At 70.8% G+C, this 26375-nt stretch carries 22 protein-coding genes, 1 tRNA gene, 1 other RNA gene and 1 riboswitch; of the genes, 13 read left to right on the top strand and 11 right to left on the bottom strand.

Annotated elements, in window-relative coordinates:
• Window positions 1-51 precede the first annotated feature (51 nt).
• The 5 genes from ABG085_RS13945 (at window position 52) to ABG085_RS13925 (ending at window position 3953) form a co-directional block, all read left to right on the top strand.
• Window positions 52-222: a hypothetical protein gene (locus tag ABG085_RS13945; protein ID WP_301112894.1), complete on the top strand. Its 171-nt coding sequence runs from the start codon at window positions 52-54 to the stop codon at window positions 220-222.
• A 68-nt stretch (window positions 223-290) separates the two neighbouring features.
• Window positions 291-1190, top strand: coding sequence for a metalloregulator ArsR/SmtB family transcription factor (locus tag ABG085_RS13940; protein WP_347976323.1), 900 nt, complete (start codon window positions 291-293; stop codon window positions 1188-1190).
• Window positions 1191-1234: 44 nt separating this feature from the next.
• Window positions 1235-1651 carry an arsenate reductase ArsC gene (locus tag ABG085_RS13935; protein WP_347976322.1) on the top strand — a complete coding sequence of 139 codons (417 nt, stop codon included), beginning with the start codon at window positions 1235-1237 and terminating at the stop codon, window positions 1649-1651.
• Window positions 1652-1898: 247 nt separating this feature from the next.
• On the top strand, window positions 1899-2429 hold the full coding sequence (locus ABG085_RS13930) for an ABC transporter substrate-binding protein (protein ID WP_347976321.1): 531 nt from the start codon (window positions 1899-1901) through the stop codon (window positions 2427-2429).
• Window positions 2430-2606: 177 nt separating this feature from the next.
• Complete coding sequence (locus ABG085_RS13925; RefSeq protein WP_347976320.1) at window positions 2607-3953, top strand: protein kinase; 1347 nt, start codon at window positions 2607-2609, stop codon at window positions 3951-3953.
• Between the two features lie 104 nt (window positions 3954-4057).
• Here ABG085_RS13925 and ABG085_RS13920 read toward each other — a convergent pair whose 3' ends face one another.
• The 3 genes from ABG085_RS13920 to ABG085_RS13910 all read right to left on the bottom strand — a co-directional run bounded on the left by ABG085_RS13920 (window position 4058) and on the right by ABG085_RS13910 (window position 6732).
• A complete protein-coding gene (locus ABG085_RS13920; RefSeq protein WP_347976319.1) occupies window positions 4058-5461 on the bottom strand; it encodes a diguanylate cyclase in 1404 nt (467 codons plus the stop codon).
• On the bottom strand, window positions 5458-6270 hold the full coding sequence (locus ABG085_RS13915; protein WP_347976318.1) for an alpha/beta hydrolase: 813 nt from the start codon (window positions 6268-6270) through the stop codon (window positions 5458-5460). Before ABG085_RS13915 ends, ABG085_RS13920 begins: the two co-directional genes overlap by 4 nt.
• A 186-nt stretch (window positions 6271-6456) precedes the next feature.
• Window positions 6457-6732 carry a hypothetical protein gene (locus ABG085_RS13910; RefSeq protein ID WP_347976317.1) on the bottom strand — a complete coding sequence of 92 codons (276 nt, stop codon included), beginning with the start codon at window positions 6730-6732 and terminating at the stop codon, window positions 6457-6459.
• Between the two features lie 376 nt (window positions 6733-7108).
• Between ABG085_RS13910 and ABG085_RS13905 the strand changes: the two genes are divergently transcribed.
• Window positions 7109-7387: a hypothetical protein gene (locus ABG085_RS13905; protein ID WP_347976316.1), complete on the top strand. Its 279-nt coding sequence runs from the start codon at window positions 7109-7111 to the stop codon at window positions 7385-7387.
• 95 nt (window positions 7388-7482) lie between these two features.
• Here ABG085_RS13905 and ABG085_RS13900 read toward each other — a convergent pair.
• The 4 genes from ABG085_RS13900 to ABG085_RS13885 form a co-directional block, all read right to left on the bottom strand.
• Window positions 7483-7570 (bottom strand) — tRNA-Ser (locus ABG085_RS13900).
• A 41-nt stretch (window positions 7571-7611) separates the two neighbouring features.
• Window positions 7612-9891: a DUF3488 and transglutaminase-like domain-containing protein gene (locus ABG085_RS13895; protein ID WP_347976315.1), complete on the bottom strand. Its 2280-nt coding sequence runs from the start codon at window positions 9889-9891 to the stop codon at window positions 7612-7614.
• On the bottom strand, window positions 9878-11137 hold the full coding sequence (locus ABG085_RS13890; RefSeq protein WP_347976314.1) for a DUF58 domain-containing protein: 1260 nt from the start codon (window positions 11135-11137) through the stop codon (window positions 9878-9880). The genes ABG085_RS13895 and ABG085_RS13890 overlap by 14 nt, the downstream gene beginning before the upstream one ends.
• Window positions 11138-11144: 7 nt before the next feature.
• The gene (locus ABG085_RS13885; RefSeq protein WP_347979204.1) at window positions 11145-12167 is read right to left on the bottom strand and encodes an AAA family ATPase; all 1023 of its coding nucleotides are present in this window, start codon (window positions 12165-12167) and stop codon (window positions 11145-11147) included.
• Between the two features lie 223 nt (window positions 12168-12390).
• Between ABG085_RS13885 and ffs the strand changes: the two genes are divergently transcribed.
• An RNA gene (gene ffs, locus ABG085_RS13880) (signal recognition particle sRNA small type) lies at window positions 12391-12487 on the top strand.
• Between the two features lie 38 nt (window positions 12488-12525).
• On the opposite strand, the gene ABG085_RS13875 is transcribed toward ffs, so the two are convergent.
• A complete protein-coding gene (locus ABG085_RS13875; protein ID WP_347976313.1) occupies window positions 12526-13197 on the bottom strand; it encodes an NUDIX domain-containing protein in 672 nt (223 codons plus the stop codon).
• Window positions 13198-13299: 102 nt separating this feature from the next.
• Here ABG085_RS13875 and pta point away from each other — a divergent pair, with 102 nt between their 5' ends.
• The 4 genes from pta to ABG085_RS13855 all read left to right on the top strand — a co-directional run bounded on the left by pta (window position 13300) and on the right by ABG085_RS13855 (window position 20163).
• Window positions 13300-15444, top strand: coding sequence for a phosphate acetyltransferase (gene pta, locus ABG085_RS13870; RefSeq protein ID WP_347976311.1), 2145 nt, complete (start codon window positions 13300-13302; stop codon window positions 15442-15444).
• A 115-nt stretch (window positions 15445-15559) separates the two neighbouring features.
• Window positions 15560-16795 (top strand): acetate kinase, encoded by a 1236-nt coding sequence (locus ABG085_RS13865; protein WP_347979203.1) that lies wholly within the window; start codon window positions 15560-15562, stop codon window positions 16793-16795.
• A 114-nt stretch (window positions 16796-16909) separates the two neighbouring features.
• Window positions 16910-17641, top strand: coding sequence for an HAD-IA family hydrolase (locus ABG085_RS13860; protein ID WP_347976310.1), 732 nt, complete (start codon window positions 16910-16912; stop codon window positions 17639-17641).
• Complete coding sequence (locus ABG085_RS13855; RefSeq protein WP_347976309.1) at window positions 17638-20163, top strand: glycosyl hydrolase family 65 protein; 2526 nt, start codon at window positions 17638-17640, stop codon at window positions 20161-20163. Before ABG085_RS13860 ends, ABG085_RS13855 begins: the two co-directional genes overlap by 4 nt.
• 111 nt (window positions 20164-20274) lie before the next feature.
• On the opposite strand, the gene thiD is transcribed toward ABG085_RS13855, so the two are convergent.
• The 3 genes from thiD to thiM form a co-directional block, all read right to left on the bottom strand.
• Window positions 20275-21753: a bifunctional hydroxymethylpyrimidine kinase/phosphomethylpyrimidine kinase gene (thiD, locus tag ABG085_RS13850; RefSeq protein ID WP_347976308.1), complete on the bottom strand. Its 1479-nt coding sequence runs from the start codon at window positions 21751-21753 to the stop codon at window positions 20275-20277.
• Window positions 21750-22430 carry a thiamine phosphate synthase gene (thiE, locus tag ABG085_RS13845; RefSeq protein ID WP_347976307.1) on the bottom strand — a complete coding sequence of 227 codons (681 nt, stop codon included), beginning with the start codon at window positions 22428-22430 and terminating at the stop codon, window positions 21750-21752. The genes thiD and thiE overlap by 4 nt, the downstream gene beginning before the upstream one ends.
• On the bottom strand, window positions 22427-23245 hold the full coding sequence (gene thiM, locus ABG085_RS13840) for a hydroxyethylthiazole kinase (protein ID WP_347976306.1): 819 nt from the start codon (window positions 23243-23245) through the stop codon (window positions 22427-22429). Before thiM ends, thiE begins: the two co-directional genes overlap by 4 nt.
• A riboswitch (TPP riboswitch) is annotated at window positions 23236-23330 on the bottom strand. It overlaps the preceding gene by 10 nt.
• Window positions 23331-23394: 64 nt before the next feature.
• Between thiM and ABG085_RS13835 the strand changes: the two genes are divergently transcribed.
• Both ABG085_RS13835 and recR read left to right on the top strand, forming a co-directional pair.
• Window positions 23395-25719, top strand: a complete 2325-nt coding sequence (locus ABG085_RS13835; protein ID WP_347976305.1) for a DNA polymerase III subunit gamma and tau — start codon at window positions 23395-23397, stop codon at window positions 25717-25719.
• Between the two features lie 3 nt (window positions 25720-25722).
• Window positions 25723-26316, top strand: a complete 594-nt coding sequence (gene recR, locus ABG085_RS13830; protein ID WP_194413307.1) for a recombination mediator RecR — start codon at window positions 25723-25725, stop codon at window positions 26314-26316.
• Window positions 26317-26375: the final 59 nt, after the last annotated feature.

The following is a 26375-nucleotide window of genomic DNA, read 5'->3' as shown; positions in this document are numbered from 1 at the left end:
GGGCGATCACCGCGCAGACACGTGCGAGGGAGGCAGGAGTACCCTGAGGTCATGCTGACGGTGATCGTGATCCTCCTCGTGGTCTGGGCGATCCTCGCGGTCGTGGGGTTCGCTCTTGAAGGACTGCTCTGGCTCGGGATCATCGGCGTCATCCTCTTCGTCGGCACCCTGATCTTCGGCTTCGTGCGGCGGGCGGCCGGCCGCCGGAACAGCCGCCCCTGACCGACGCTCAGGGACCTGCCTGGTCTGGGCGGACCTGCCCGGCCACACGGCTGGATAGACTGCTGTCTATGGATCAGATGGGGAGCCTCACGTCGCTGGGGGACCCGACGCGTGCCCGCATCCTCCGGCTGATCCGCGATTCGGAGGAGGGGAAAGCCCTCGTGAGTCGTCTCGCGGAGGCGCTGGAGCTTCGGCAGCCGACGATCAGCCACCATATGAAGTCACTGCGCGACGAGGGGATCGTCGTCCGTGAGCCCGACGGGCGCCGCGTCTGGTACTCGATCGCCCCCGACTACGCGGGGCGTGTCGACGCCCTGCTCGGCGATGCGGTGCGGCCGGCGACGGACCCCGACCTGGAGCGGATCGCGGCGGATCTCGCCCTCAGATATCGCGGCGTCTTCGGCCCGGAGACCGTTCACGCCAAGGTTGCGGAGAGCTATGAGCTGCTGGCCAGCCGGTCGCAGTCGCCGATGCTGGCGAGTCGGACGGCCGCGTTCGCCGCGGCGCGACTCGACGCTCTGAAGCGATCTCAGGGGACGCCGGGCGCCGTTCCCTCCGTCCTGTTCGTCTGCGTGCAGAACGCGGGTCGATCGCAGATCGCGGCCGGGATCCTCCGCCAGCTGGCCGGCGATCGAGTGCTGGTGACGACGGCCGGATCCGAGCCGGCAGGCGACGTGCGCAACGCCATCGTGAGGGTGCTCGATGAGATCGGCGTCCCGCTCGGGGACGAGTTCCCGAAGCCCTTGACCGACGAAGCCGTGCGAGCGGCCGACGTCGTCGTCACGATGGGCTGCGGCGATGCGTGCCCGATCTACCCGGGCCGACGCTACGTCGACTGGGAGCTGGACGATCCCGTCGGAAAGTCGCCTGACCGGATTCGAGAGATCAGGGACGACATCGACCGCCGAGTGCGTGCCCTGCTCGACGAGCTCGTCGCCGAGAGTTCATCGGCCGGTCTCGCGGTATAGATAGATGGTGGTCTATGCTTTCCGAGAGAGAAAGCGAGGCCACCGTGACCGATAAGCCCACCGTCCTGTTCGTCTGCGTGCACAACGCCGGCCGCTCGCAGATGGCCGCCGGGTACCTCCGCGCCCTCGGCGGCGACGATGTCGAGGTGCTGTCCGCGGGATCCGCGCCCAAGGATGCCATCAACCCGGTTGCCGTCGAGGCGATGGCGGAAGAGGGCATCGACATCGCCGGCAGCACCCCCAAGGTGCTCACCGTCGACGCCGTCAGGGAGTCCGATGTCGTGATCACGATGGGCTGCGGCGACGCCTGCCCGATCTTCCCCGGCAAGCGCTACGAGGACTGGGAACTGGACGACCCGGCGGGGCAGGGCATCGAGGCGGTGCGTCCGATCCGCGATGAGATCCGCAGCCGAGTGGAGGCGCTGCTCACCGAGATCGTGCCTGCGCGCGGCGCTGCGTGACAGGTCACGCGCAGGGAGCATCTCTCTCGTCGGCCCCGGTTCTGCACCGCGCCGCGGAGCGTCTCGCACACCGGGCCTCCGCGGCGTTCGGTGAGCCCAGACGGACGTCGATGCGGGGATAGTACCCGCCGCTTCTCATGATCGGTAGCCCCCTCACCTCACCGGGTGGGTCGCCTAGCGTGGCTACTCCGATGGTCTCGTAGCCCGATGGGGGAGGCGGGGCCGCCTACGAAAGGAAGTGCAAACCATGTTGCGCAGAAGCAAAGTTGCTGGCGCCGGAATCGCCCTCGCCCTTTCTGCCGCCCTCGGAGTGCTGCCTGCGGCAGCCGCCAGTGCAGCGCCGCCGGTCGCGAGCCACTCGGTTGCGCAGAAGGCCGTCGCACCCACCGCTCTGGACGTCACCGGAGCCGGTTTCGTCGGTGAGATCAGCGACCTGACTGCTGAGGTCGTCGACGGCGAACTCCAGCTCACCGGTGTGATCGACGGTGTGCTCAACGGTGAGACGATCACGGCGGAACCGTTCACCGCAGTGATCGACAGCCTGCAGGTGGGAGACGCCTGCACGATTCTGGACCTCGATCTGGGACCGCTGCACCTTGACCTGCTCGGCCTTGTGATCGACCTCGACGAGATCCATCTCGACATCACAGCGGTCCCCGGTGCGGGCAACCTGCTCGGCAACCTGCTGTGTGCCGTCGCTGGTCTCCTCGATCGCGACGGTCCGCTGACGGGGATCAGCGCACTGCTGAACCGCCTGCTGACGGGCCTCGGCCTGTAAGACGGCAGGGTTGGGCAAACGCGCCTGATTCACACGAGAACCCCGGCACGAGCGAACGCCCGTGCCGGGGTTCTCGCATGCCGACAGCAGGAGGATGGGCGTCACGGGTACGCGCGGCGACGGGTGATCGACTAGTTTCGCTGATGCCCGCGTTCCGCGTGGGCGGTGGGAGGAACGATGACAGCTGCCGACAGCGATGAGCCGGCCGCGCTGCTGGACGGCCGGTATCGGCTGGGCGAGTGCGTCGGCGAAGGCGGCATGGCGCGGGTCTATCGCGCGGAGGATGTCGCCCTCGGCCGGACCGTAGCGATCAAGCTCATCCGCCCCGGTGTGGACGGAGCCTCGTCGGAGCGGGCTCGCAGTGAGATGACCGTGCTCGCCTCCCTCAATCATCCGTCTCTGGTGACGCTGTTCGACGCTCGACTGACCCCCGGTCAGCCGGAGTATCTGGTGATGGAGTTCGTCGATGGGCCCACGCTCGGTTCTCGGCTTGCCGAGCGCGGTCCGCTGCCGCCCGATGCGGTGGCACACCTGGGTGCCGAGCTCGCGGAGGCGCTGCACGTCGTGCATCAGGCCGGTGTCGTCCATCGCGACATCAAGCCCTCCAACGTCCTGCTGAGTCCGGCTCAGCTTCCCGGCTCCCGCCCGCGTGCGAAGCTGGCCGATTTCGGCATCGCCTATCTGCTCGACGCGTCGCGACTGACGTCGCCCGGATTGGTCGTCGGGACCGTCGCCTATCTCGCGCCCGAGCAGATCCGTGGCGGAGAGCCCGCTCCGGCGTCGGACATCTACTCACTCGGCCTCGTGCTCTTGGAAGCGCTGACCGGAGAGCGAGCCCATCCTCACGGAGGTGGGATGGCCGCTGCGGTGGCGCGCGTGGAGAACCCGCCGGCGATTCCCGCGGCGCTGGATCTCCGCTGGCGTGACCTCCTGACGCGCATGTTGGATGCCGAGCCGCAGAACCGGCCGACCGCGGCCGAGGTGGCGGCCGCAGCAGGCACGCTCACCGATCCGGCCGGCGCGGTCGACATGTCTGCGCCAGGCACGACGGCCACTGTCCCCCTCACCGCTGCCACGTTGGTCGCGCCCGCGGCGGGTGCGGCGGCTGCCGCTGGGGGACCGTCTGCGCCGGTCGCCTCTGCGCAAAGCGGGACGCCCGTGCGCGGAGGTCGGCGGGGGCGTCTGCTCGCCATGATCGGGGGCGCGCTCGCCGCCGTCGCGCTCGTGATCGCGGTGGTCATCGGTGCGATCGCGCCGGGCGGGCCGCAGGATACGCCTGCGCCCGTGCCCGCTGTCACCGACCCGTCTGACTCTCCGCCGCCGGCAGAGGACACCGGCAACGACACCGTCGTCGATGACCCGGGCATGACGAAGGAGGAGCGCAAAGCGGCCGAAGAAGCTCGGAAGGAGGCCGAGGAAGCGCAGAAGAAGCTGGAGGAGGAACAGCGCAAACAGGCCGAGGATGAGCAGAAGCGCCTCGAGGAGCAGCAGAAGCAGGACGACGACGAACAAGGCGACGACTGACCGCCTCCACTCACCCCGTCAAAATCCTCCGGGGGCGGCGGCTCCGCCGCGACTCCTCTGCCGTTCGGCCGGGATGATCCCGAAAGCGCGGGCTCAGCGGTCCCTCACGCCGTGCCGTCGGTGGGGAGCAGTCGGAGCGGCGTCTCGAAACTGAAGCGGTTCTTGCCGGCGCCCTTCGACTCGTACATCGCACGGTCGGCGCGTACGAGCAGCTGCTCGGGGGCGGGGCGTGGGTGCACCCCGGGCTGGAACATCGAGACGCCGACGCTCACGGACGCCGAGATCTGCCCCGCAGCGATCGTGATGGGCTCGTTGGTGAGACGCAGGATGCGCTCGGCGATGCTCGTCGCAGCGGCCTCGTCGGCGTTCGCGCAGATGGCGACGAATTCATCCCCGCCGATCCGGCCCACCACATCCTCGGAGCGCACTCCGGCGCTCAGCCTGAGAGCCAATTCCACGAGCACCATGTCGCCGACGGCGTGGCCGAACCGGTCGTTGATCGACTTGAAATCGTCGACATCGAGGAACAGCACGGCAAGTGGCTCATCGCGCGCGGATGCCGCTTCCAGGGCCTCCGCGAGGCTCTGCTCGAGAAGCTGTCGGTTGGCGACGCCGGTGAGCTGGTCGTGCAGCGCCAGGAACGCCAATTGGCGCTGCAGTCTCACGCGCACCAGCGTCTGCGACGCTTGGCGCCCCAGTGCCTTCTGCAGATCGAAGAACTGGTCGTCGAACCGCCGGGCGCGCCCGAAGAAGCAGACCAGGATCCCCAGCCGCCGGTGGTCGTCCAGCAGCGGCATCACGCTGACCGCCGCCAGCCGGGTCGCGCGCAATGCCGTGGCGAGCTGCGGGAATTCTCGGGTCGCGGTCTCTTCGTCGACGACGACCACGTCCGGACTGTTGCGAAGGCTGACGATCGGCGAAACGAGCCCGGCCAGCGGATTGGTGCCTCCGACCAGAGCCAATTCGCCGTCGTCGTCGAGCAGCAGCACTCCCGCGTCGCGCGCGGCGAACGCCGTTCGGGCGACCTCGGCGAAGGAATGCGCGACGTCCTCGTCGCTCGCGCTGACGCCGAAGGTGCGCGACACCTCCTGGAGGACCCGGACCCGTGCCTCCGACGACTCCGCCGCCCGCCGAGCGTGCAGGAGGTCCCGCTCGTACTCGATGCGCCCGGACGCATTGAACACCGCGATGCGGATCAGCCCCGCCGCGCTGTCGCGTGTCGAATTGATCAGAACGTGCAGCGGGGTGCCGTCCGCACCGATCATCGTCAGCGCGACCTCGTTCAGCCGGCCTTGCAAGGGCAGGGCCTGCGCGTGCCTGGTCTCGTAGAAGAGCTGACTACCGGGATCCAGGAGCGACGCGAACGATCGGCCCTGGAGCTGTTCCGAGCTGAAGCCTGTCCAGTCGAGCATCGTGTCGTTCGCCTCGAGGATGACGCCCTCGAGCGAGGTGGCGATCAGGCCGCAGGGGGCGTGGTGGAACCACCCGGGGTCATTCGTCGGCGTCACCCGAGATACCCGCGGATCTGAGCGACCACCTCATCGGGTGCGGACAGGATCGGCACATGCCCGGTCGCCTCGAGCACCGACAGCGTGCTGCCCTCGATCGCCGCGTGCATGTATCGCCCGACCTCGACCGGAGCGATGGCGTCTGCGCTGCACTGCAGCACCAGTGTCGGCACGGTCACCAGCGGAAGGTCGGCGCGATTGTCGGAGAGGAAGGTCACGTGGGCGAAATGCCTCGCGATCTCCGGATCGATGGCGCAGAAGCTCGCGGTGAGCTGATCGCCCAGCTCTGGCCGCTGCGGGTTCCCCATGATCACGGGAGCCATCGCGCGGGACCATCCCAGGTAATTGCTGTCGAGGGAGTCGAGCAGCGACGTGATGTCGTCCGGCTCGAACCCGCCACGATACGAGCCGTCGTTGACGTACCGGGGCGACGGACCGACGAGCACCAGTGCGCCGAAGCGCGAGGGGTCGCGGTTGGCGGCAAGGATCCCGATCATCGCGCTGACGGAGTGACCGACGAACACCACATCCGTGACGTCCAGCGCGTCGAGGATCTGGAGCAGGTCCTCGGCGTAGCCGTGCAGCGAGTCGTACTTGCCCGGGTCGTACGCCGACGTGTCCGAACCTCCTGCACCGACGTGGTCGAACAGGATCACCTTGTGGTCGGTCTCGAAGTGCGGAGCGACGAGATCCCACGTCGCCTGGCTGCACCCGAACCCGTGCGCGAAGATCATGGCGCGGCCGCCGGCGGCGCCGGAAACCGTCACATTGTTCCGCCGCAGCGCGTCGCGCGTACCGAGGACCGCCATGTGTGCTCCAGTTCCGACTCGCCGTCGCGCGCAAAGAGGCGCCCAGCAGAATCGTAGACGCTTGCCGATCGAACACACGCTCGGCCTTCGACCGATTGCGTCCGGGGAGCGAATCGAGGGGTGGGGGAACGGCGCGGGCTCGAGCCCGCTGTCTGGCGCGTCGCCCGGTGTCGAGTTCAGCGCGAATCAGAAACCGTGTTCGATCCAGGCGTCTTCGTCGAAGGGCGGCGGCTCTGCCTCGAGAAGCTGGAGTTGCTCCTCGGTGCGTTCGATGACCTGGAATCGCACGGGCAGCGAAGACGTCACCAGCAGCGAGATGGTGCCGTGTCCCACGGTTGCGAAGTCTACGAAATCCGAGCCTTCGCGCACCGCAGTGACGATCGCCGTCTTCAGCGCGTCCACGTCTTGATCCGGCGCGAGAAGGAAGGTCTGTCCGTCGAAGCGGACCTTGTTGATGAGCATCGCGGCCCTCGCAATGAGATCCCGAGCTGTGAGCGAACGCTCCTGGAGTTGCGAGGCCCGGCTGGGGTCGACGCTACGCCTGCGCAGCACTCGTACCCCCGGGCACGACGATATGCACGGGTCATACACAGCCGAGCGTGTCCGACGAGGCACCCGCGCGAGTCACGCCACCGCGCAGATCACAACCACTGCCGCGCACGCCACGTCCCCGGGCGGAGCCTCCGCCTATGACGGTGGGGCCTGAGCAGCGTCGCCTCGTCCCCGGACGACGATTCCGCTCGTTCGGCGTTTCGTCAACCCCCTCGTCAGCGGTGCTTCCCATCCCCGATGGTGGCGGCATTCCCTCGCGACGTCGTCAGTACTGGGAGGAACGCTCATGCACACCAACGCCCCCGCGGGACGGACTGCATCGCTATCACCCCGGCGACGCCGACCGGAACTGGTCTGGGTGGGAGAGGGAGGATGGATCGCCTGCGATCCCGAGGCTGACCCCGACGACCCGGGGCGGGTTCTCGCCTATCTCGAGTGCAAGGATTCGGTGGTCTACCTGCTCTGCGTGAAGGGCCGCCCGGAAGCGGTCGAGTTGCCGACGCTGCAGGCGGCGCTCGACGAGGTGGACGCGATTCTGGTCGGCGGTGCGCGTCGAAGCGACTGAGAGCCGACCGCGACAGGTTGGCCTCCGTCCGCAGACCTGCGTGGGGCAAGAGGCCGGGACGGGTCGCGATGCCGTGAGGGCACACGGATTGCAGATGGCGGAGGATGGGGGATTCGAACCCCCGAGGGCTTGCACCCAACACGCTTTCCAAGCGTGCGCCATAGGCCACTAGGCGAATCCTCCAGGCGGCCCCGGAGGGCCGCCGACCATCCTACCCTGCGCGGCTACCCTGCCCGAACCGGGGCGCTTCCCGCGTAGACGCTGCCCGGACGGATGATGAGCGATCGCGGCGCGAGCAGGGCGAGGATGCGGCGCGACGGTGGCACCGACGCCAGCAGCGCCGCTCGCACGGAGCCTGCCGCGGCGGCGGCGGCATCTCCCATCCACTGCGAGCGCGTGCCGGCACGCGAGTAGCTGGCACGCTCGATCGCCAGGACGACCGTGTTCATCTCGGATGCCGGAGCTCCGTGCTCCTCGACCAGGCGGCGTGCGAACGCGCGAGGCGTCTCGCTGGCCGGCACCGCGATGCCGACGTCGATGGCCGCCTCCTGGACGGACTGCCACGCCGCGGCCGCATCGCCGCTGCGGGCCGCGGCTTCCTGCTGACGCCGGCGCAGTTCGCGGATGAGGAAGGGGAGTGCGAGGAGCACCACCAGCGCCGCCACGACGCCGAGGATCGGGAGCGGGTCGAGGCCGGCTGCCGCACCTCCGCCGCTCGCGTTCTGACGCTCCTCCTCGAGGTCGATCTGGGCCTGGTCGCCCGGCGCCGTGGGTGTGGCGCTGGACTGCGGGGTCACGGCATCCGGATTCGTGGACTGGCCCGGCAGCGCCGCCTCGGACGAGAACGTCGTCGGCACCCCGAGGCCCGACGTCGGCTCGAACGGGATCCAGCCGATGCCGTCGAAGTACACCTCGGGCCAGGCGTGCAGCTGCGAGCTGTACACGGAGAACACCGGCTGGCCGTCGATGCTCTCGGTGGTGGGCGTCCCCGGCAGGTAGCCGACGACGATGCGCGAGGGCATGTTCAGGGTGCGGGCCATAAGCGCGAACGCCGACGCGAAGTGGACGCAGTAGCCTTCGCGCACCTCCAGGAACCGGGCGACGGCCTCAGCACCGCTGCCGTCGAAGCCTTCCTCGACGGGGGCCTCCAACGAGTACTTGAAGTCGCCGCCGCGGAACCAGCGCTGCAGCGCCGTCAGCCGGTCGTAGTCGGTGGTCGCCTCGGCGGTCATCTGCTGCGCGAGCTCCCCGATGATCGGAGAGATGTCGGAGGGCAGCTCCGTGGTCTCATCGCGCACCTGCGACCCCACCGAGGTGGTGTTTCGCACCTGCTCGAGCGAAGGCCGCGCTGGCGCATAGGCGACCTCGTAGGCCTGCCCCTGGGTCGAACTGTTCGTGGAAGCCACCGTGTGGTTGTACGGGACCGCCCCCCACAGGCCCGCGCTGAGGCCGTCGACACCGACGGCCGGGTAGGGCACCGGCGCCCATGGCGAGTCGAGGTTGACCACGTCGATCTTCGCCGTGTAGTCGCCGAGGCGGACGTCGGCATCGGCATCCACCGCGCCGAAGGCCCGCTCGGAGCCGAGCGAGATGGTCTGGGCACGGTCAGGCTCCCATACCCCGCCCTCGAATCGCGACAGCGTCGTCGCGCGCAGATAGGGCACCGACGGCGCGTCGGTCCGCAGCCGGAGAACCTCCGCCTCCTGCGGGCGGCGCAGATCGTCGCCGAGTTGCAGCGTCGCGTCGATCCCAGGTCCCGGTCCCATTCCGGTTCCCGCCCGCGCACCCGGCTGGGGCAGCACCGGTGTCGCGACCACGGCGACGACGATCGCGATCGCGCCGATGCCGAGGGCCGTCGCAGGGACTCCTGCTGTCCGCTCGGCCTCGCGCTCGAGCGGCTTCTCCCGCGAGCGCGTCTCGGATCGGATGAGGAAGAGGATCGTCACCGCGAGGAACACGAATCCGATGACGTCGACGTCGCTCGGTGCCGCGATCGCCGGGATGAGCGACACCGCGACGATGCCGACAGAGGCGAGCAGCGGCATCCGTGCGGTCACCGCGACATGGTCGACGATGATCGTGAGCAGGCCCATCGCCCCGACCACGACGAACCCCAGCGACAGGGTCGGCTCGAGCGGGGCCGCGCCGACGGTGATCTCGACCATCGCCGCCTCGACCAGCTGAGGGGCCACTCGGAAGGTGTCGGTCGTGGGGATGATCCAGAGCAGCGCGGTGTCGCGCAGGAACACCAAGGTCATGAACACGACCCACACCGCTGCCTCGATCAGGGTCACGGCGACGGCCGGAAGGCGATACCGACGGGCGGTGTAACCCGCAGCGAGCACCATCGCCGCCAGCAGCAGCGCTCCGATGAGCCACCATCCCGGCTCGATGACGCGCACCACCGGCAGCAGCGCCGCCAGGAGCGCCGCGAGGATCGAGATCGTCAGCAGGCGCTCGCCGCCGCGTCCGCGCGCGACGCGGGCCGCCTCAGCCGAAGACATGATGCACCCCGCGGCCGATCGCATTCGCCCACGCGACGCCCAGGTCGCGATCGGGACCGAAGGTGGCGACATGCCAGCCGTGGTCGGCCGCGATGTCGAGCGCGTCGCCCATGGGCGACGCCGTCAGGAGAAGGGGCAGGGTGCTGTGGTGGGCGACGGATCCCAGCGTCACGGCGTCGGCCGGATCGAGCCGGCCGACGATCAACACGATGGGTCCCGTCGAGAGGCCGGCGAACAGACGCGGCAGTCGGGGGAGCGCGTCATCGCGGTGCGCCGTGATGGTCGCGAAGTGGACGAGCATCGCATCCACCTCGGTCATGTCACCGCCGTCGATGCGGTCGACGAGCACCGTGCCCTCCGAGTCGAGCACTTCCACGGCGTAGCCGTCGTGCACGAGCCGGGCGACCGCGGACACGCATGCCGAGACCCCGGATTCGAAGCCGGCGTCGGCCCCCGGGGCGCGCAGGGCCTCGGGCGACCAGCGCAGCGCCGCCCGGTCGAGCACGACGGTCGCCTCGGGCGTGGACTCCTGCTCCTCCTGCCGCACCATGAGCTCGTCGCGGTGCGCCGTCGCGCGCCAGTGGATGCGGCGCATCGAGTCGCCGGAGGCGTACGGCCGGGCGACCAGGTTGTCGGCGCCCTGGCCGGGCTGATCCGTCGTGGTGTGCAGCATGCCGCCGGTGGCGCCGGCGTAGTCGACGAGCGGCGGCAGGTCGACGACCGCCGGCGCGACGGTGACCGGCGTGCGCTGGCTGAAGACGACGGTGCGCCGCGCGAGCCCGAACGGGTCGGAGGTTCGCACGGTGAGCGGGCCGATCGAGTGCACGCCGCGCCGCGCGCCGGTGAAGGTGTAGGCGAGGTCGATGCTGCGGACGCCCCCGCGCTCACCTCCGCGCAGGCCTGACCCGAGCGCTGGGAAGGCGCCCTCCGCCTTGCCGCGGAGGCCCTTCGGCAGGGTGTCGCGCCAGGTGCCGGGCGCCGTAGGGAGCGCGGTGCGCACCTCGACGCGCACCGACACCCGTGCGTCGCGCCCGACGGAGGCGACCTCGGGCGTGAGGGATCGCGTCACGGCGTCGGTGCGACTGCCGACGTACAGCGACGCGATGCTCGCCGCGACGACGGCGAGCATCAGGATGCCGAAGTACATCAGCTCGACGATCCCGGCCTCGTTCGCAACGATGAAGCATGTGAGCGCAAGGACCAGCGCTCCGGTTCCCCGGACGGTCAGCGGCCACAGGCGTCTCATCGTCGTCTCACTGACGGGAGGCGATCGGCACCCGGACGTTCGCCGCGATGCGCTCGAGGATCGTCGCGATCGCGTCGGCCGCGCTGCCGCCGCGTGCGCCGCCCGCGGCGCGCGTCGGGATGAGGCGGTGGGCGAACACCGCCGCCAGGAGCGCCGTGATGTCATCGGGGATGACGAACCCGCGCCCGTCGAGCGCCGCCCAGACCTTGGCCGCGCGGACGAGCTGCAGGGTCGCGCGCGGGCTCGCGCCCAGTCGCAGGTCGCTGTGGGTGCGCGTGGCCTGGGCCAGGGCGACCGCGTAGTCCTCGATCGCCGGGGCGACATGCACGGCCCGCGCCCATCCGATCAGCTCCGACACCTGGTCGGCCGAGACGACCGACGCGAGCTGGTCGAGCGGGTTCGCGGTGTCGCGCTGACGGAGCATGAGCGCTTCGGACCGCGCGTCGGGGTAACCCATCGAGATGCGCATCATGAAGCGGTCGCGCTGGGCCTCGGGAAGGGCGTAGGTTCCCTCCATCTCGAGGGGGTTCTGCGTGGCGACGACGAGGAACGGCTCGGGCACGAAGTGCGTCCGGCCGTCGACGGTCACCTGCCGCTCCTCCATGGCCTCCAGGAGTGCGGACTGGGTCTTGGGGGATGAGCGGTTGATCTCGTCCGCGATGACGATGTTGGCGAAGATGGCACCGGGCTTGAACTCGAATTCGCGATCCACGGGATTGAACACGCTCACACCGGTCACGTCTCCCGGCAGAAGGTCGGGCGTGAACTGGATGCGGCGGACCGTGGCATCGACGGAGGTCGCCAGGGCCCGCGCGAGCATGGTCTTGCCGACGCCGGGCACGTCCTCGATAAGCAGGTGCCCCTCGGCGAGCAGGCAGACCAGGGAGCTGCGCACCGCGTCCGGCTTGCCGTCGATCACCGTGGCGACCGCAGCGAGGATCGCGTCCGTGATGCGGGCGAATCCCTCGGCGGTGAGCGCGCCCGCGAGCGCCTCCGGTCCGGTTCGGGCATCCGTCGCGGTGTCGACCATCGAGGCCTCCTGTTCCGCCCGCGAGCGGGCGGTGGGCGGGTGGGTGAGGGCGTCCTCGCCCACGGATCGATCCTATCCACCGTGCACCCGCCGCGGCACTGGGAGAACGCTGGATGCCGCGGCCCGCCGGTCGTCGTCCTACAGGGATGCGGCCGCCACCAGCACCGCCGACGCTCGACCCTGATGGTGTGACGTGACCCCCGCGCGGACCGGGTAGACTGTCAGAAGCTCTCCGCGAGGCGGCATCCAGGCCAACTCCCCCAGGACGGAAACGTAGCAAGGGTAACCAGGCTCTGCCGGGTTCGCGGAGAGTCTTAATTTTCCCGGGCGCTTCGATGGACCGAGCGTTCGAACAGGCTCAGGGGCCGGCGGCGAAGGGGCCGTCGAGCACCGCCCACTGCAGCAGCATGATGGTCTTCGCGTCCTGGATCCGCCCCTCGCGCACCATCGCCAGCGCCTCGTCGATGCCGATCTCGAGCAGCTCGATGTGCTCGCCCTCCTCCTGCAGGCCGCCCCTGTCGCCGGTGCGGGTCGAGCCGTCGTACCGGGCGGCGAAGAAGTGCAGGCGCTCGGTGACCGAGCCGGGACTCATGTACACGTCCCAGACGTGCTCGAGCTCGCCCACCTCGACGCCCGTCTCCTCGGCGGCCTCCCGTCGGATCGCCGTCGCCGGGTCGTCGTCGTCGAGGAGCCCCGCCGCGGTCTCGATGAGCATGCCGTCGGCGTGGTCGTTGACGTAGACGGGGTAGCGGAACTGGCGTGTGAGGAGCACTGTGCGCTGCTCGGGGTCGTACAGCAGCACCGTGGCGCCGTTGCCGCGATCGTAGGTCTCGCGCTGCTGCGTCTCCCACCGGCCCGCCGGGTCGCGGTACTCCAGTGTGGTCCGCCGCAGCACGTGCCATGCCGAGGCCAGCACCTCGACGTCCGTCACGCGGACGTCCGGGTTGCGCTGCAGGTCGCGTCCCGCCCGGTCGAGGCCGGTGCGGCCGCGGTGATCGGGGACGTCGATTCCGGGGCGCGGCTCAGGCATGCCTCGAGCGTAATCGCGCCCCATGATCCCGTTGTCAGCCTGCCGCGGCATCCCGCCCGCCCAATAGGGCGCGGAATCCTGCTCGCCCCATAGTCTGGTCGGGTGGCTCAGAGCATCTACATCACCTCGGCCGAAGGCCACTCGGGAAAGTCGACGGTCGCGCTGGGCGTGCTCGATGCGCTGAGCCACGCGACGGCGCGCGTGGGCGTCTTCCGGGCGATCGCACGCTCCACGATCGAACGCGACTACGTGCTCGAGATGCTGCTGGACCACGACGGCGTCGACCTGCCCTACGACGACTGCGTCGGCGTCACGTACGACGACGTGCGGCAGGACCCGGATGCCGCGCTCGCGACGATCGTCGAGCGCTACAAAGCGGTCGAGGCCCAGTGCGAGGCTGTGGTCATCGTGGGGAGCGACTACACGGATGTCGGCAGCCCCGCCGAGCTCGCCTACAACGCCCGCATCGCCGCCAACCTCGGCGCGCCGGTGCTGCTCGTGCTCGGCGGCCGCTCCGCGCAGAACCAGACGCAGCCCGAGCAGCTCGGGTCATCGCTCCCGCGGACGCCGGACGAGATGGGTCAGATCGCCGACCTCGCGCTCGCCGAGCTGCGTCACGGCCGCGCGAAGCTGTTCGCCGTCGTCGCCAACCGTGCAGAGGCGGACAGCGCCGAAGAGACCATCGCGGCGATCCGCCGCTCGGTCGACACCCACCGCGGAGAGGCGACCGTGCCGGCGTCACCGGTTCCGGTGTGGGCCATCCCCGAGGATCGCCATCTGGTGGCCCCGTCGATCCGCGGCATCATGCGCTCGGTCGAAGGCGAGCTGCTCTCAGGTGACCCCGACCGGCTCACCCGCGAAGCGCTCGCCGTGGTCGTCGCCGGCATGTCGATGGTCAACGTCCTTCCCCGCCTGCTCGAGGGCGCCGTCGTCATCATCCCCGCCGACCGCTCCGAGGTGCTGCTGGCCACCCTGCTGGCCAACGCCTCCGGCACCTTCCCCTCGATCTCGGGCATCGTGCTCAACGGCGGGTTCGAGCTGCCCGAGCCGGTGACACGGCTGATCGACGGACTCGGCTCGAGCGTGCCGATCATCACCACCGAGCTCGGCACCTACGAGACGGCGGTGCGCATCATGGGCACCCGCGGCCGCCTCGCCGCGGACTCGCAGCGCCGGTACGACACGGCTCTCGCCCTGTTCGAGCAGAGCGTCGACACCGACGAGCTGCTCGTGGCGTTCGGCCTCGCGCGCGCGACGGTCGTGACACCGCTGATGTTCGAGTTCCAGCTCATCGAGCGCGCGCGCTCGCAGCGCCGGCGCATCGTGCTGCCCGAGGGCGGCGACGACCGGGTCCTGCGCGCGGCGGCGACGGTGCTCAAGCGCGGCATCGCCGACCTGGTGATCCTCGGCGAGCCGTTCGAGGTGCGGGCGCGCGCGATCGAGCTCGGAATCGACATCCGGGCCGCCGAGGTGCTCTCGCCGCTGGACCCCGTCCACGTCCACAAGTTCGCCGAGGAGTATGCCCGGCTGCGCGCCCACAAGGGCGTCACGCTCGGGCAGGCCTCGGACACGGTGACCGACGTGTCCTACTTCGGCACGATGATGGTGCACCTGGGGCTCGCCGACGGCATGGTCTCGGGTGCCGTCCACACGACCGCGCACACCATCCGCCCGGCGTTCGAGATCATCAAGACCCGCCCGGGCGTCTCGGTGGTCTCGAGCGTGTTCCTGATGGCGCTCGCCGACCGCGTGCTCGTCTACGGCGACTGCGCCGTCATCCCGGACCCCACCAGCGAGCAGCTCGCCGACATCGCCATCTCGTCGGCCGCGACGGCCGCGCAGTTCGGCATCGAGCCGCGGGTGGCGATGCTCTCGTATTCGACGGGCGAGTCCGGGTCGGGTGCCGACGTCGAGAAGGTGAGGGATGCCACCGCCCTCGTCCGCTCGCGCGCGCCCGAGCTGCTCGTGGAGGGGCCGATCCAGTACGACGCCGCCGCCGACGCCGCCGTGGCCGCGGCGAAGATGCCCGGCTCGGATGTGGCCGGACGTGCCACGGTGTTCGTGTTCCCCGACCTCAACACCGGCAACAACACCTACAAGGCGGTGCAGCGCTCGGCGGGGGCCGTCGCGATCGGACCGGTGCTGCAGGGCCTCAACAAGCCGATCAACGACCTGTCACGCGGCGCGCTCGTGGACGACATCGTCAACACCATCGCGATCACCGCGATCCAGGCGCAGGGGGAATGATGCCACTCTCGGTCGTTGAGCGAGCGAAGCGAGACGAAACGCAGCTGCGTCTCGAGCACGTTTCGTCTCCCTCGTTCCTCGCTCGCTCAACGACCGGAATCCGGGAGTGACCCGCATGACCCCGGTGCTCGTCATCAACAGCGGCTCGTCGTCGTTCAAGTACCAGGTCCTCGACATGGACACCGAGCGCACGCTCGCGTCAGGCCTCGTCGAGCGCATCGGCGAACCGGTGGGCGTCGCCCGTCACACCGTCCATGCGGCGGCCCTCGCGTCCGCAACCGGGCCGGCGCCCGCCGTGCTCGACGCGACGCGCACGCGCGAGCTGCCGATCCCCGACCACACCGCCGGCTTCGCCGTCATGCTCGAGGCGTTCGCGGCGCACGGTCCGTCGCTCTCCGAGACTCCGCCGGTCGCCGTCGGGCACCGTGTCGTGCACGGCGGCGCGCGGTTCTTCGAGCCCACGCTCATCACCCCGCTGGTAGAGATCAACATCGACGAGCTCTCGGTGCTCGCACCGCTCCACAACCCCGCGAACCTCGCGGGGATCGTGGCCGGCCGCACGGCGTTCCCCGATGTGCCGCATATCGCCGTCTTCGACACCGCCTTCCACCAGACCCTGGCGCCCGCCGCCTACACGTACGCGATCGACGCGGAGGTCGCGGCATCCCATCGCATCCGCCGGTACGGGTTCCACGGCACGTCGCACAAGTTCGTCAGCGAAGCGGCCGCCGCATTCCTCGGGCGGCCGCTCGGCGAGCTCAAGCAGATCGTCTTCCACCTGGGCAACGGCGCGTCGGTCACCGCGATCGACGGGGGCCGGTCGATCGACACCTCGATGGGCTTCACGCCGCTGGAGGGCCTCGTCATGGGCACGCGCTCGGGCGACATCGATCCGGCCGTGCTCTTCCAGCTCGAGCGGCGCGCCGGCATGACCGTCGACGACCTCGACGACCTCCTCAACAAGCGCAGCGGACTGCTGGGACTTGCGGGATCCAACGATCTGCGCGACATCCGTGCCGCCGTCGAACGCCGTGAGCCGCGGGCGCAGCTCGCCTTCGAGGTCTACGTCCACCGGCTGCGCTCCTACGCCGGGGCCTACCTCGCCCAGCTCGGCGGCGCCGACGTCATCTCGTTCACCGCGGGCGTCGGCGAGAACGCCCCCGGCGTACGCGCGGGGGCGCTCGAGACCCTCGGTTTCGCGGGCGTCGAGATCGACCACGCGCGCAACGAGAGCGCCGAGCGCGGCATCCGGATCATCTCGACGGATGCCTCGGCCGTGACGGTTCTCGTCGTCCCGACCGACGAGGAGCTCGAGATCGCGCGCCAGACCCTGAGCGTCGCCCGCCCGTAACCCTCGCGGGGTGTCGACCCGGCGCCCGACCGCATTACGCTTGCTGAACGGCACGCTCGCTGAGATACGCATCGTGGAGTGCCGAGCTCACCCGCACTCGCTCCCGGAGGTTCTGTGGCCTACGACGCCCTGCCCGATCTGACCGCGTTCGACGCTGTGCTCTTCGATCTGGACGGCGTCCTGACGCCGACGGCCGAAGTGCACATGCACGCGTGGCAGACCATGTTCGAAGAGCTCTTCGCCGCCTGGGACATCACCCCGCCGTACACCGAGCGCGACTACTTCGACCACCTCGACGGCAAGAAGCGCTACGACGGCGTGGCGAGCCTGCTGCGCTCGCGCGACGTCGAGGTGCCCTGGGGCGATCCGTCCGACCCGCCGTCCGCAGACACGGTCTGCGGCATCGGCAACCGCAAGAACGCCGTCTTCGAGCGCGTGCTGCGCGCCGAGGGCATCGAGGCCTATCCGGGGTCCCTGCGCCTGCTCGATGTGCTCGCCGCGGCCGGCACACCCGCCGCGGTGGTGTCGAGCTCCAAGAACGCGGAAGAGGTGCTGGCGGCAGCCGGCATCCGTGATCGCTTCACGGTCGTGATGGACGGTGTCATCGCCGAACGCGACCACCTCGCCTCCAAGCCCGCGCCCGACGTGTTCGTGGAGGCGGCACGGATGCTGCAGGTCGAGCCCGCTCGCAGCGCCGCGGTCGAGGATGCCATCAGCGGCGTGCGCTCGGCGGCGGCCGGCGGCTTCGGTCTCGTGGTGGGTGTCGACCGCGGTGTCGGTGTGCAGGACCTGATCGACGCCGGGGCGCACGTCGTGGTCCAGGACCTGGAGGAATTCGTACGATGATCGACCGCGACCGCTTCCCCGTCGACGAGTGGCGACTGGTCGAGTCGTCGTATGACCTCGACGACGCCGGCGTCACCGAGACGCTGTTCGCCGTCGGCAACGGCTATCTCGGGCTGCGCGGCAATCACCCCGAAGGGCGCTTCGCGCACGAGCAGGGCACCTTCATCAACGGCTTCCACGAGACGTTCCCGATCCGCCACGCCGAGCAGGCGTACGGCTTCGCGGAGGTGGGACAGGCGATCGTCAACGCGCCCGACGCGAAGGTCATGCGCGTGTACGTCGACGACGAGCCGCTGTCGCTCGATGTGGCCGACATCCGCGAGTACGAGCGCGCTCTCGACATGCGCGACGGCGTGCTCCGCCGGCATGTTCGATGGATGACGCCGTCGGGCAAGGACGTCGTCATCGACATGGAGCGGCTCGTCTCCTTCGAAGAGAAGCACCTCGCGGTGATGACGATCGAGGTCACGGTGCTCAACGCCGACGCCCCGGTCACCGTCAGCTGCCAGATGATCAACCGGCAGGACGGGGAGGACGTCTACGGCGGAACCCCCACCGCGCCGAGGCGCGCCGGTTTCGACCCGCGCAAGACCGAGAAGCTCCACGAGCGGGTGCTGCAGCCGCAGGAGTACTGGCAGGACAAGCTGCGCTCGGCGCTGTCGTACCGCGCCACCGACTCGGGGATGACCGTCGCCGTGATCGCCGACCACCTGGTCGAGACCGAGAACGAGTACACCTCGCGCACGCTCATCGAACCCGACATCGCCAAGAACGTGTTCCGTGTGCAGGCCAAGGCCGGGGTGCCGGTGCGGGTCACCAAGCTCGTCAGCTACCACACCTCCCGCGGCGTGCCCTCGCGCGAGCTCGTCGACCGCTGCCGTCGGACGCTCGACCGCGCCCTCGCAGAGGGCGTCGGGGCGATCGAGGCGCGGCAGCGGGCATGGCTGGAAGAGTTCTGGCAGCGCTCGGATGTGCGCATCGGCGGCCACGGCGACCTGCAGCAGGCCACGCGCTGGTGCCTGTTCCAGCTCGCGCAGGCGACGGCCCGCGCGGACGGCCAGGGCGTTCCGGCCAAGGGCATGACGGGGTCGGGCTACTCCGGGCACTACTTCTGGGACACCGAGATCTACGTCCTCCCGTTCCTCGCCTACACGACGCCGCTGTGGGCGCGCAACGCCCTGCGTATGCGCTACCTCATGCTCCCCGCCGCCCGCAGGCGCGCGTTCCAGCTGAACGAAGCGGGAGCCCTGTTCCCGTGGCGGACGATCAACGGCGAAGAGGCATCCGCGTACTACGCCGCCGGCACGGCGCAGTACCACATCAACGCCGACGTCAGCTATGCGCTCGCCAAGTACGTGCGGGCGACGGGCGACGACGAGTTCCTCTACCGGGAGGGCGTCGACATCGCTGTCGAGACGGCGCGGCTGTGGGCGACCCTCGGCTTCTGGCGCTCGAACGACGGGGTGGTCGACGGCGAGGGCGACACCTTCCACATCCACGGCGTCACCGGCCCCGACGAGTACACCACCGTCGTCAACGACAACCTGTTCACGAACGTCATGGCGCGGTTCAACCTGCGCTTCGCGGCGCGCACCGTGCGCGACATGGCCGACGTCGACGGCGAGGTCTACCGCCAGATGGTCGACCGTCTCGCGCTGGAGCCCGGCGAGCCCGAGGCGTGGGAGCGGGCCGCCGAGGCCATGCACATCCCGTTCAGCCCGGGACTCGGCATCCATCCACAGGATCACGTGTTCCTGGAGCGGGAGATCTGGGACCTCGAGAACACGCCGCCCGACAAGCGCCCGCTCCTGCTGCACTTCCACCCGCTCGTCATCTACCGGTACCAGGTGCTCAAGCAGGCCGACGTGGTGCTCGCGCTGTTCCTCCAGGGCAACCACTTCTCGGATGAAGACAAGCTCGCCGACTTCGAGTACTACGACCCGCTGACCACGGGCGACTCGACGCTGTCGGCGGTCGTGCAGGCGATCCTCGCGGCCGAGGTCGGCTATCAGGATCTGGCGCTGGAGTACTTCCGGGAGTCGATCTTCGTCGACCTCGGCGACCTGCACCACAACGCGGCCGACGGCGTGCACGTGGCGTCCGCGGGCGGCGTCTGGACGGCGCTGGTCTCGGGCTTCGGGGGCATGCGCGACCACTTCGGCGAGCTGTCGTTCGACCCGCGCCTGCCCGCCACGTGGCCGTCGCTCGAGTTCGTGCTGCACTGGCACGGCACGCGCCTGGTCGTCACCGTCACCCGCGACGAGCTGCGCGTGCGCGCGACCGAGGGCGAGCCCGTCGGCTTCAGCGTGCGCGGTGTCGGCTACGTCGTCGGCGCGGGCGAAGAGATCGTCGCGCGCCTCGACGGACAGGGTCCCGTCATCGCCGGGCGTCCGTCGCTCCGCGAGCTCGGCGACGCCCGCCGGGAGGACGGATCGCTGCTGTCGGCCTCGGTGCCGACCGTCACCTCCACGATCCCGATCATCGTGGGCGCGGCGGACGTCGAGCACGGGGCGGACGCCTGACCGCTCCGCGCGAACGGGAGATCCGGCGAGAACAGGGCGATCCGAGGCGATTCGTCCTGCTTCCGCCGGATCTCCTGCCTGTCGGGCGGGCGCCCGCCGTGCGCCCGATGGTCACACGCGGGCGAAGAACTCCCGCTCGTGCTCCATCGAGCGGGCGAACGCGGCGCTCATGCGCGCGCGCTCCTGCGGTCCGGCCTCTCGCGCCGCTGCGTCGGCGATCTCTGCCGCACGCGCGGTCGCGGCCGTGAACCCCGGGTCGCCGTACGTCGCGAGCCAGTCGTCGTACGGGTGCCCGTCGTGGCGCCGGGCCGCCAGGCGGAGGCCGAGGTCGGTGTACAGCCAGAAGCACGGCAGCAGCGCGGCGACGAGCTCCCCGTAGGACCGCGTCGAGGCGTGCAGGTGGTTCGTGTAGGCCAGGGTCTGCGGCGCGGGTGTGTCCGCGGCCGTCCCGAGATGCGACTCGTGCAGCCGTCGCTCCTCGACGATCGAGGATTCGACCGCGCGCGCCCAGAACGCCTGCTCCTCGGAGCTCGGCGCGAGCGCGCTCGCCTTCGCCAGCACGCGGGAGTACTCGCCGAGGTAGAGCGCGTCCTGGGCGAGGTAGCGCAGGAACGTCGCGCGCGGCAGGCTGCCGTCCGCCAGCCCTCGGACGAAGTCGAGGGCGTCGACGTCGGCGCGCACGGTGATGGCGGCCTCCCACGCCTGTGCCGACCACGACGCGGCGGGGCGGGATGCCGCGACCCGCTGTTCATGGAAGTGGTCGATCGGGCCGCTGCCTTCACCCACACCCAGCGCATCGGCGTGCGCGAGTGCGCCGGTGAGCCAGGTCTTCGCGCGCACCAGGGCGTCGGGCCATGTCGCACCGTCCGCGCGCAGGGTCGCCATCGCCGACGAGAGCGAGCAGCCCGTGCCGTGTGTGTTGCGGGTCGCGACGCGGATGCCGCCCACCTCGTGGACCGCGCCGTCGGCCGCGACGACCGCATCGGGGCAGTCGGCGTCGTCGAGATGCCCGCCCTTGAGCAGCACGGCCGTTCCCGTCGCGCTCGCCAGGGCCCGCGCGTCGGCGAGCGCCTGCCCCCATGTCGTCGCTCGTGGGCGACGCACGAGCACGGCGAGCTCGGCGAGGTTCGGAGTGATGAGGTCCGCCTCGCTCGCGAGTGCGCGCAGCGCGTCCTCGGCGGTGGGGTCGAGCAGCCGGTCGCCGCTCGTGGCCACCATGACCGGGTCGAGCACCACGATGGGCGGGCGCACGCGGTCGAGCCACTCGCGCACGGCGCCGATGATCTCGGCCGACTGGAGCATCCCGATCTTCACCGCGTCGATCTCGACGTCATCCGACACGGCGTCGAGCTGCGCGACGAGGAACGCCACCGGCGGCACGTGCACCTCGCGCACGCCGCGCGTGTTCTGCGCGACGAGGGCGGTCACCACCGCCATGCCGTAGCCGCCCAGCGCGGCGATGGACTTGAGGTCTGCCTGGATGCCCGCGCCGCCCGTCGGGTCGGTGCCGGCGATGCTCAGCACGCGCGGGATCGCCTGCCCGCGCTGGGGCGTCGTCGCCGTCGCGGTTTGCGTGACGAACCCGCTCACCGCGCCACCGCCTCGGCGCCGAGCGTGCGCGCGTCGGCGGCGGTGCGGAGCGCGTGTGAGGCCGCTGCGGGATCGGCGGCCGCGCAGATCTCCGAGACCACCGCGATGCCCGCTGCACCCGCTTCCCGCAGCGGGGCGACGTCGCTCACACGCACTCCGCCGATCGCGACGCAGGGTGCGGTCGTGCTCGTCGCGAACGCGGCGAAGCCGTCGATGCCGAGCGCCGGAGGGTGGTCGGGTTTGGTGGAGGTCGGCCGGATCACGCCGACTCCGAGGTAGTCGACCACGCCCGAAGGCAGAGCGGATGCCGCGGCCGCGTGCTCCGGCGAGTTCGCCGTCCATCCGATGATGGCGTGCGCCCCGAGGAGGCGTCGGGCCGTCTCGGGCGGGAGGTCGCCCTGGCCGAGGTGGACGCCGTCGACGCGCGCTCCGGCATCGCGCGCGGCCACGGCCACGTCGACACGGTCGTTGACCAGCAGCAGGCAGCGGCGGTCGACGACGTCCGCCATCACCACCGCCTGCCGCAGCAGCTCGCGCGCGCTGACGGACTTGGCGCGCAGCTGCACCACGTCGACTCCTGCCCCGACCGCGGCGTCGACGACGTCGAGCAGCCGGTCGAACGGCAGGCGGTCGTCGGTCACGAGATGCACCGCGAGGCTCCCGGCAGCGCGGGTCATCGAGCCACGAGCGCGTCGGCGACGCGCGCATCGAGTTCGGCGGGCGCCGCCGCCACGGCGTCGAGCGCGTCGAGGAACGCCACGGCGAACGACCCCGGCCCCTCTGACCGCGCCGCGGCGCGTTCCGAGGCGACCGCGTAGAGAGCGGATGCCGCCACGGCGGCCTCGAGCGGGGCGCACACGCCGAGCAGCGCGGCCATCACCGCGCCGAGCGAGCAGCCGCCGCCGGTGACGCGGGTGAGAAGCGCGTCGCCGCCGTGGATCCGCACGACCCGCTCGCCGTCGGTCACGAGATCGACCGGGCCCGACACGGCGACCACGCCGCCGGTGCGCAGCGCGAGCGATCGCGCGGCGCCGGCTGCGGCATCCGTTCCGTCCGTCGCATCGACGCCGCGACCGCCGGCGCCCTCACCGGCCAGCGCGAGGATCTCGGAGGCGTTGCCGCGGACGATCGCCGGACGGTGCTCGAGCAACTCGGCCGCGAGAGCCGTGCGCACGGGGAGCACGCCGACCGCGACGGGATCGAGCACCCACCGCGACGTATGCCGCACGGCCTCGCGGGCGGCATCGCGCTGCTCCGCGGTCGGGGTGCCGAGGTTGACCAGCACGCCGTCGGCGACGCCGGCGAACAGCCCCGCCTCACCCGGGATGTCGCACATCGCCGGAGCCGCGCCGACGGCGAGGAGGGCGTTGGCGGTGAAGTTCGTCACCACCGCGTTGGTGATGCACTGCACCAGAGGCGGGGCCTCGCGCAGCGCCGTCAGCGCGGCCGCCGGGAAGAGGGCGGACAGGTGGGTCTCGGTGCGCGCGTTCATCGCGACATCCCTTCGCTCGCATGATCGAGATCAGGTTCGACGGGTGTGTTCTCAGCCCGCCGCGCGGGCACCCCGTGTCACTGCCGAGCAATCTAGCAGGCGGCGCGACCAGCCACCGCGATGTCGGCGTCACGCCGTAGGCTGGGGGAGTGACCACCGCCCTCTATCGCCGTTACCGACCCGAGTCGTTCGGCGAGATGATCGGGCAGTCGCAGGTCACCGAACCGCTCATGACGGCGCTGCGCAGCGACCGGGTCGGGCATGCGTACCTCTTCTCGGGCCCCCGCGGCTGCGGAAAGACCACGTCGGCGCGCATCCTGGCGCGCTGCCTCAACTGTGCGCAGGGACCGACCGACACGCCCTGCGGCGAGTGCGACAGCTGCGTCGAGCTCGGCCGCGGCGGCGGCGGCTCGCTCGACGTCGTCGAGATCGACGCCGCGAGCCACAACGGCGTCGACGACGCCCGAGACCTGCGCGAGCGGGCCGTGTTCGCACCCGCCCGCGACCGGTTCAAGATCTTCATCCTCGACGAGGCCCATATGGTCACGCCGCAGGGCTTCAACGCCCTGCTCAAGCTCGTCGAAGAGCCGCCCGACCACGTCAAGTTCATCTTCGCGACGACCGAGCCCGAGAAGGTCATCGGCACGATCCGCTCGCGTACCCACCACTATCCGTTCCGACTGGTGCCGCCGGCAGCCATGCTCGAGTACGTCGAGCAGCTGTGCGGGCAGGAGGGCGTCGACGTCGAACGGGGCGTGCTGCCGCTCGTCGTGCGCGCCGGCGGCGGATCTCCCCGAGACACGCTGTCGCTGCTCGACCAGCTGATCGCCGGATCCGAGGACGCGAAGGTGACGTACGCGCGCGCCGTCGCGCTGCTCGGCTATACGCACGCCGAGCTGCTCGACGAGGTGGTCGACGCGTTCGCCGGCTCCGACGCCGCAGCGGCCTTCGCCGCGGTCGACCGCGTCGTCCAGACCGGCCAGGACCCGCGACGCTTCGTCGACGACCTGCTCGAGCGTCTGCGCGACCTCATCGTCGTGTCGGCGACCGGTCAGGGCGCTGCCGCGGTGCTGCGCGGGGTGTCCACCGAGGACCTCGAGCGCATGCAGCGCCAGGCCGACGCCTTCGGGACGTCGCGGCTCTCCCACATCGCCGACCTCGTCATCGCCACGCTGGACGACATGACCGGCGCGACCTCGCCCCGGCTCCAGCTCGAGCTCATGGTCGCGCGCGTGCTCGCACGAGGAGCAGGCGGCGGACCTGCGGCGGTACCTGCGGCTGCGCCCGCCGCTGTCGCCGCGCCCGCTGCGGTGAGTGCGCCTGCCGCCGCCGCGCCCGCTGCCACGCCGACCACCGCTCCTGCGCCCGCCGCCGTGCCCGCGTCGACCACCGCGACACAGTCCGCGCCGGCGGCCGGCGCGCCCGCCGAGCCGGCGCCGGTGCCGGCCGGACCGGTCACGCTCGAGCGGCTGCAAGCAGCCTGGCCGCAGGTGCTCGGTCACCTCGAGAACGTCAGCCGCTCCTCGTGGATGTTGGCGTCGGGCGCGCGCACCGCGGCGCTCGACGATGACGTGCTCACGCTCGCGTTCGCCAGCCAGAGCGACGTCGTCAAGTTCAAACAGCTCGCCGCAGGCAAGGGCCCGAGCGAAGACCTTCGCCAGGCGATTCAGGCTGTGCTCGGCATCCGTGTGAAGTACATCGCCCGTCACGATGCCGGCGGGGGCCCGGGCGGTCCCGCCGCGGGCGGTTCGGGTGGCTCGGCCGGGCCCGCGGGCGGTCACGCCGCGCCGGCTCCCGGGCCTGAGGATCAGCGGGCGTCGTCCGCCGCGGAGGCGCTCGCGCCGCGCGCGTCGGCGACCGCACCGGCCGCGGCCCCGCAGGCGCCCGCTTCGGCTCAGGCACTCGCGTCGGCTCAGGCACCCGTTTCGGCATCGCGCGCCGCACCGGGCGGCTCGGCGCCCGGCGGCTCGGCGCCCGGCCGGCCGGCATCGGCGCGCGCATCTCGCCCGTCGTCACCCGCCGCGCCGTCCGCCGCCTCAGCTGCGGCCGCACCCGTGACCGATTGGGCCGTCGCCGCGATCCCCTCCGACGACGACGCTCCACCGCCCGACCCCGGCCCGGCGGCGATGCCCGTCGAGACGCCCGGTCAGTTCGCCGTCGACGACGAGCCCGAAGAAGCGGCGGCGGCGACGCGCGTGGCGACACTGGCGCCACCCCGCGAGGGCGAGGTGCTTCCGCGCACCGAGGTCGCTCCTTCGCTCGAGGGCGACGAGGATGACCAGCCGGAGGCCATCGCCGACGTCCCGGTGCCGCCGACGATCGCACCGCCTCTGACCTCTGTCGCCGCGACGCGCACCCCCTCGTCGTCCCGGCCGGGCAGCGTCCAGCGCTACGGCGAGGCGGTGGTGCGTCAGGTGCTCGGCGCCACGTTCGTGCGCGAGGAGCCCTACGAGCCGCCGACGAGGTTCAGCTAGCCCATGTACGACGGCATCGTCCAAGACCTCATCGACGAATTCGGTCGCCTACCCGGGATCGGTCCGAAGTCGGCGCAGCGCATCGCATTCCACATCCTGCAGACACCCAACTTCGACGTGTCCCATCTCGCCGAGCTGCTCAGCGTGGTGCGCGAGAGGGTGCGCTTCTGCGAGGTGTGCGGCAACGTCTCCGAGCAGGAGCGCTGCTCCATCTGCCGCGACCCGCGCCGCAACCAGACGCTCGTCTGCGTCGTGGAAGACGCGAAGGACGTCGCCGCGATCGAGCGCACGCGGGAGTTCCGAGGGCTGTACCACGTCCTCGGCGGCGCCATCAGCCCGATCGCCGGCATCGGCCCCGACGACCTGCGCATCACCCAGCTCATGCAGCGACTCGCCGACGGCACGGTGCAGGAGGTCATCCTCGCGACCAACCCCAACCTCGAGGGCGAGGCCACGGCGACCTACCTGAGTCGGCTGCTGCACACGCTCGAGATCTCGGTCACACGTCTGGCTTCGGGTCTCCCGGTCGGCGGCGACCTCGAGTACGCCGACGAGGTCACCCTCGGGCGCGCGTTCGAAGGACGACGGTCGGTCTGACCCGGGAGGATGTCGGAACTCCGCCGTAGATTGGCGGTCGGCCGCCTCGCCCTTCACCG

Origin of the sequence: Microbacterium sp. ProA8 (assembly GCF_039905635.1) — a bacterium.
In the GTDB taxonomy this organism is placed as follows: domain Bacteria; phylum Actinomycetota; class Actinomycetes; order Actinomycetales; family Microbacteriaceae; genus Microbacterium; species Microbacterium chionoecetis.
The sequence above is the reverse complement of the archived record's forward strand: the minus strand, read 5'-3'. Positions and strand labels throughout refer to the sequence as shown.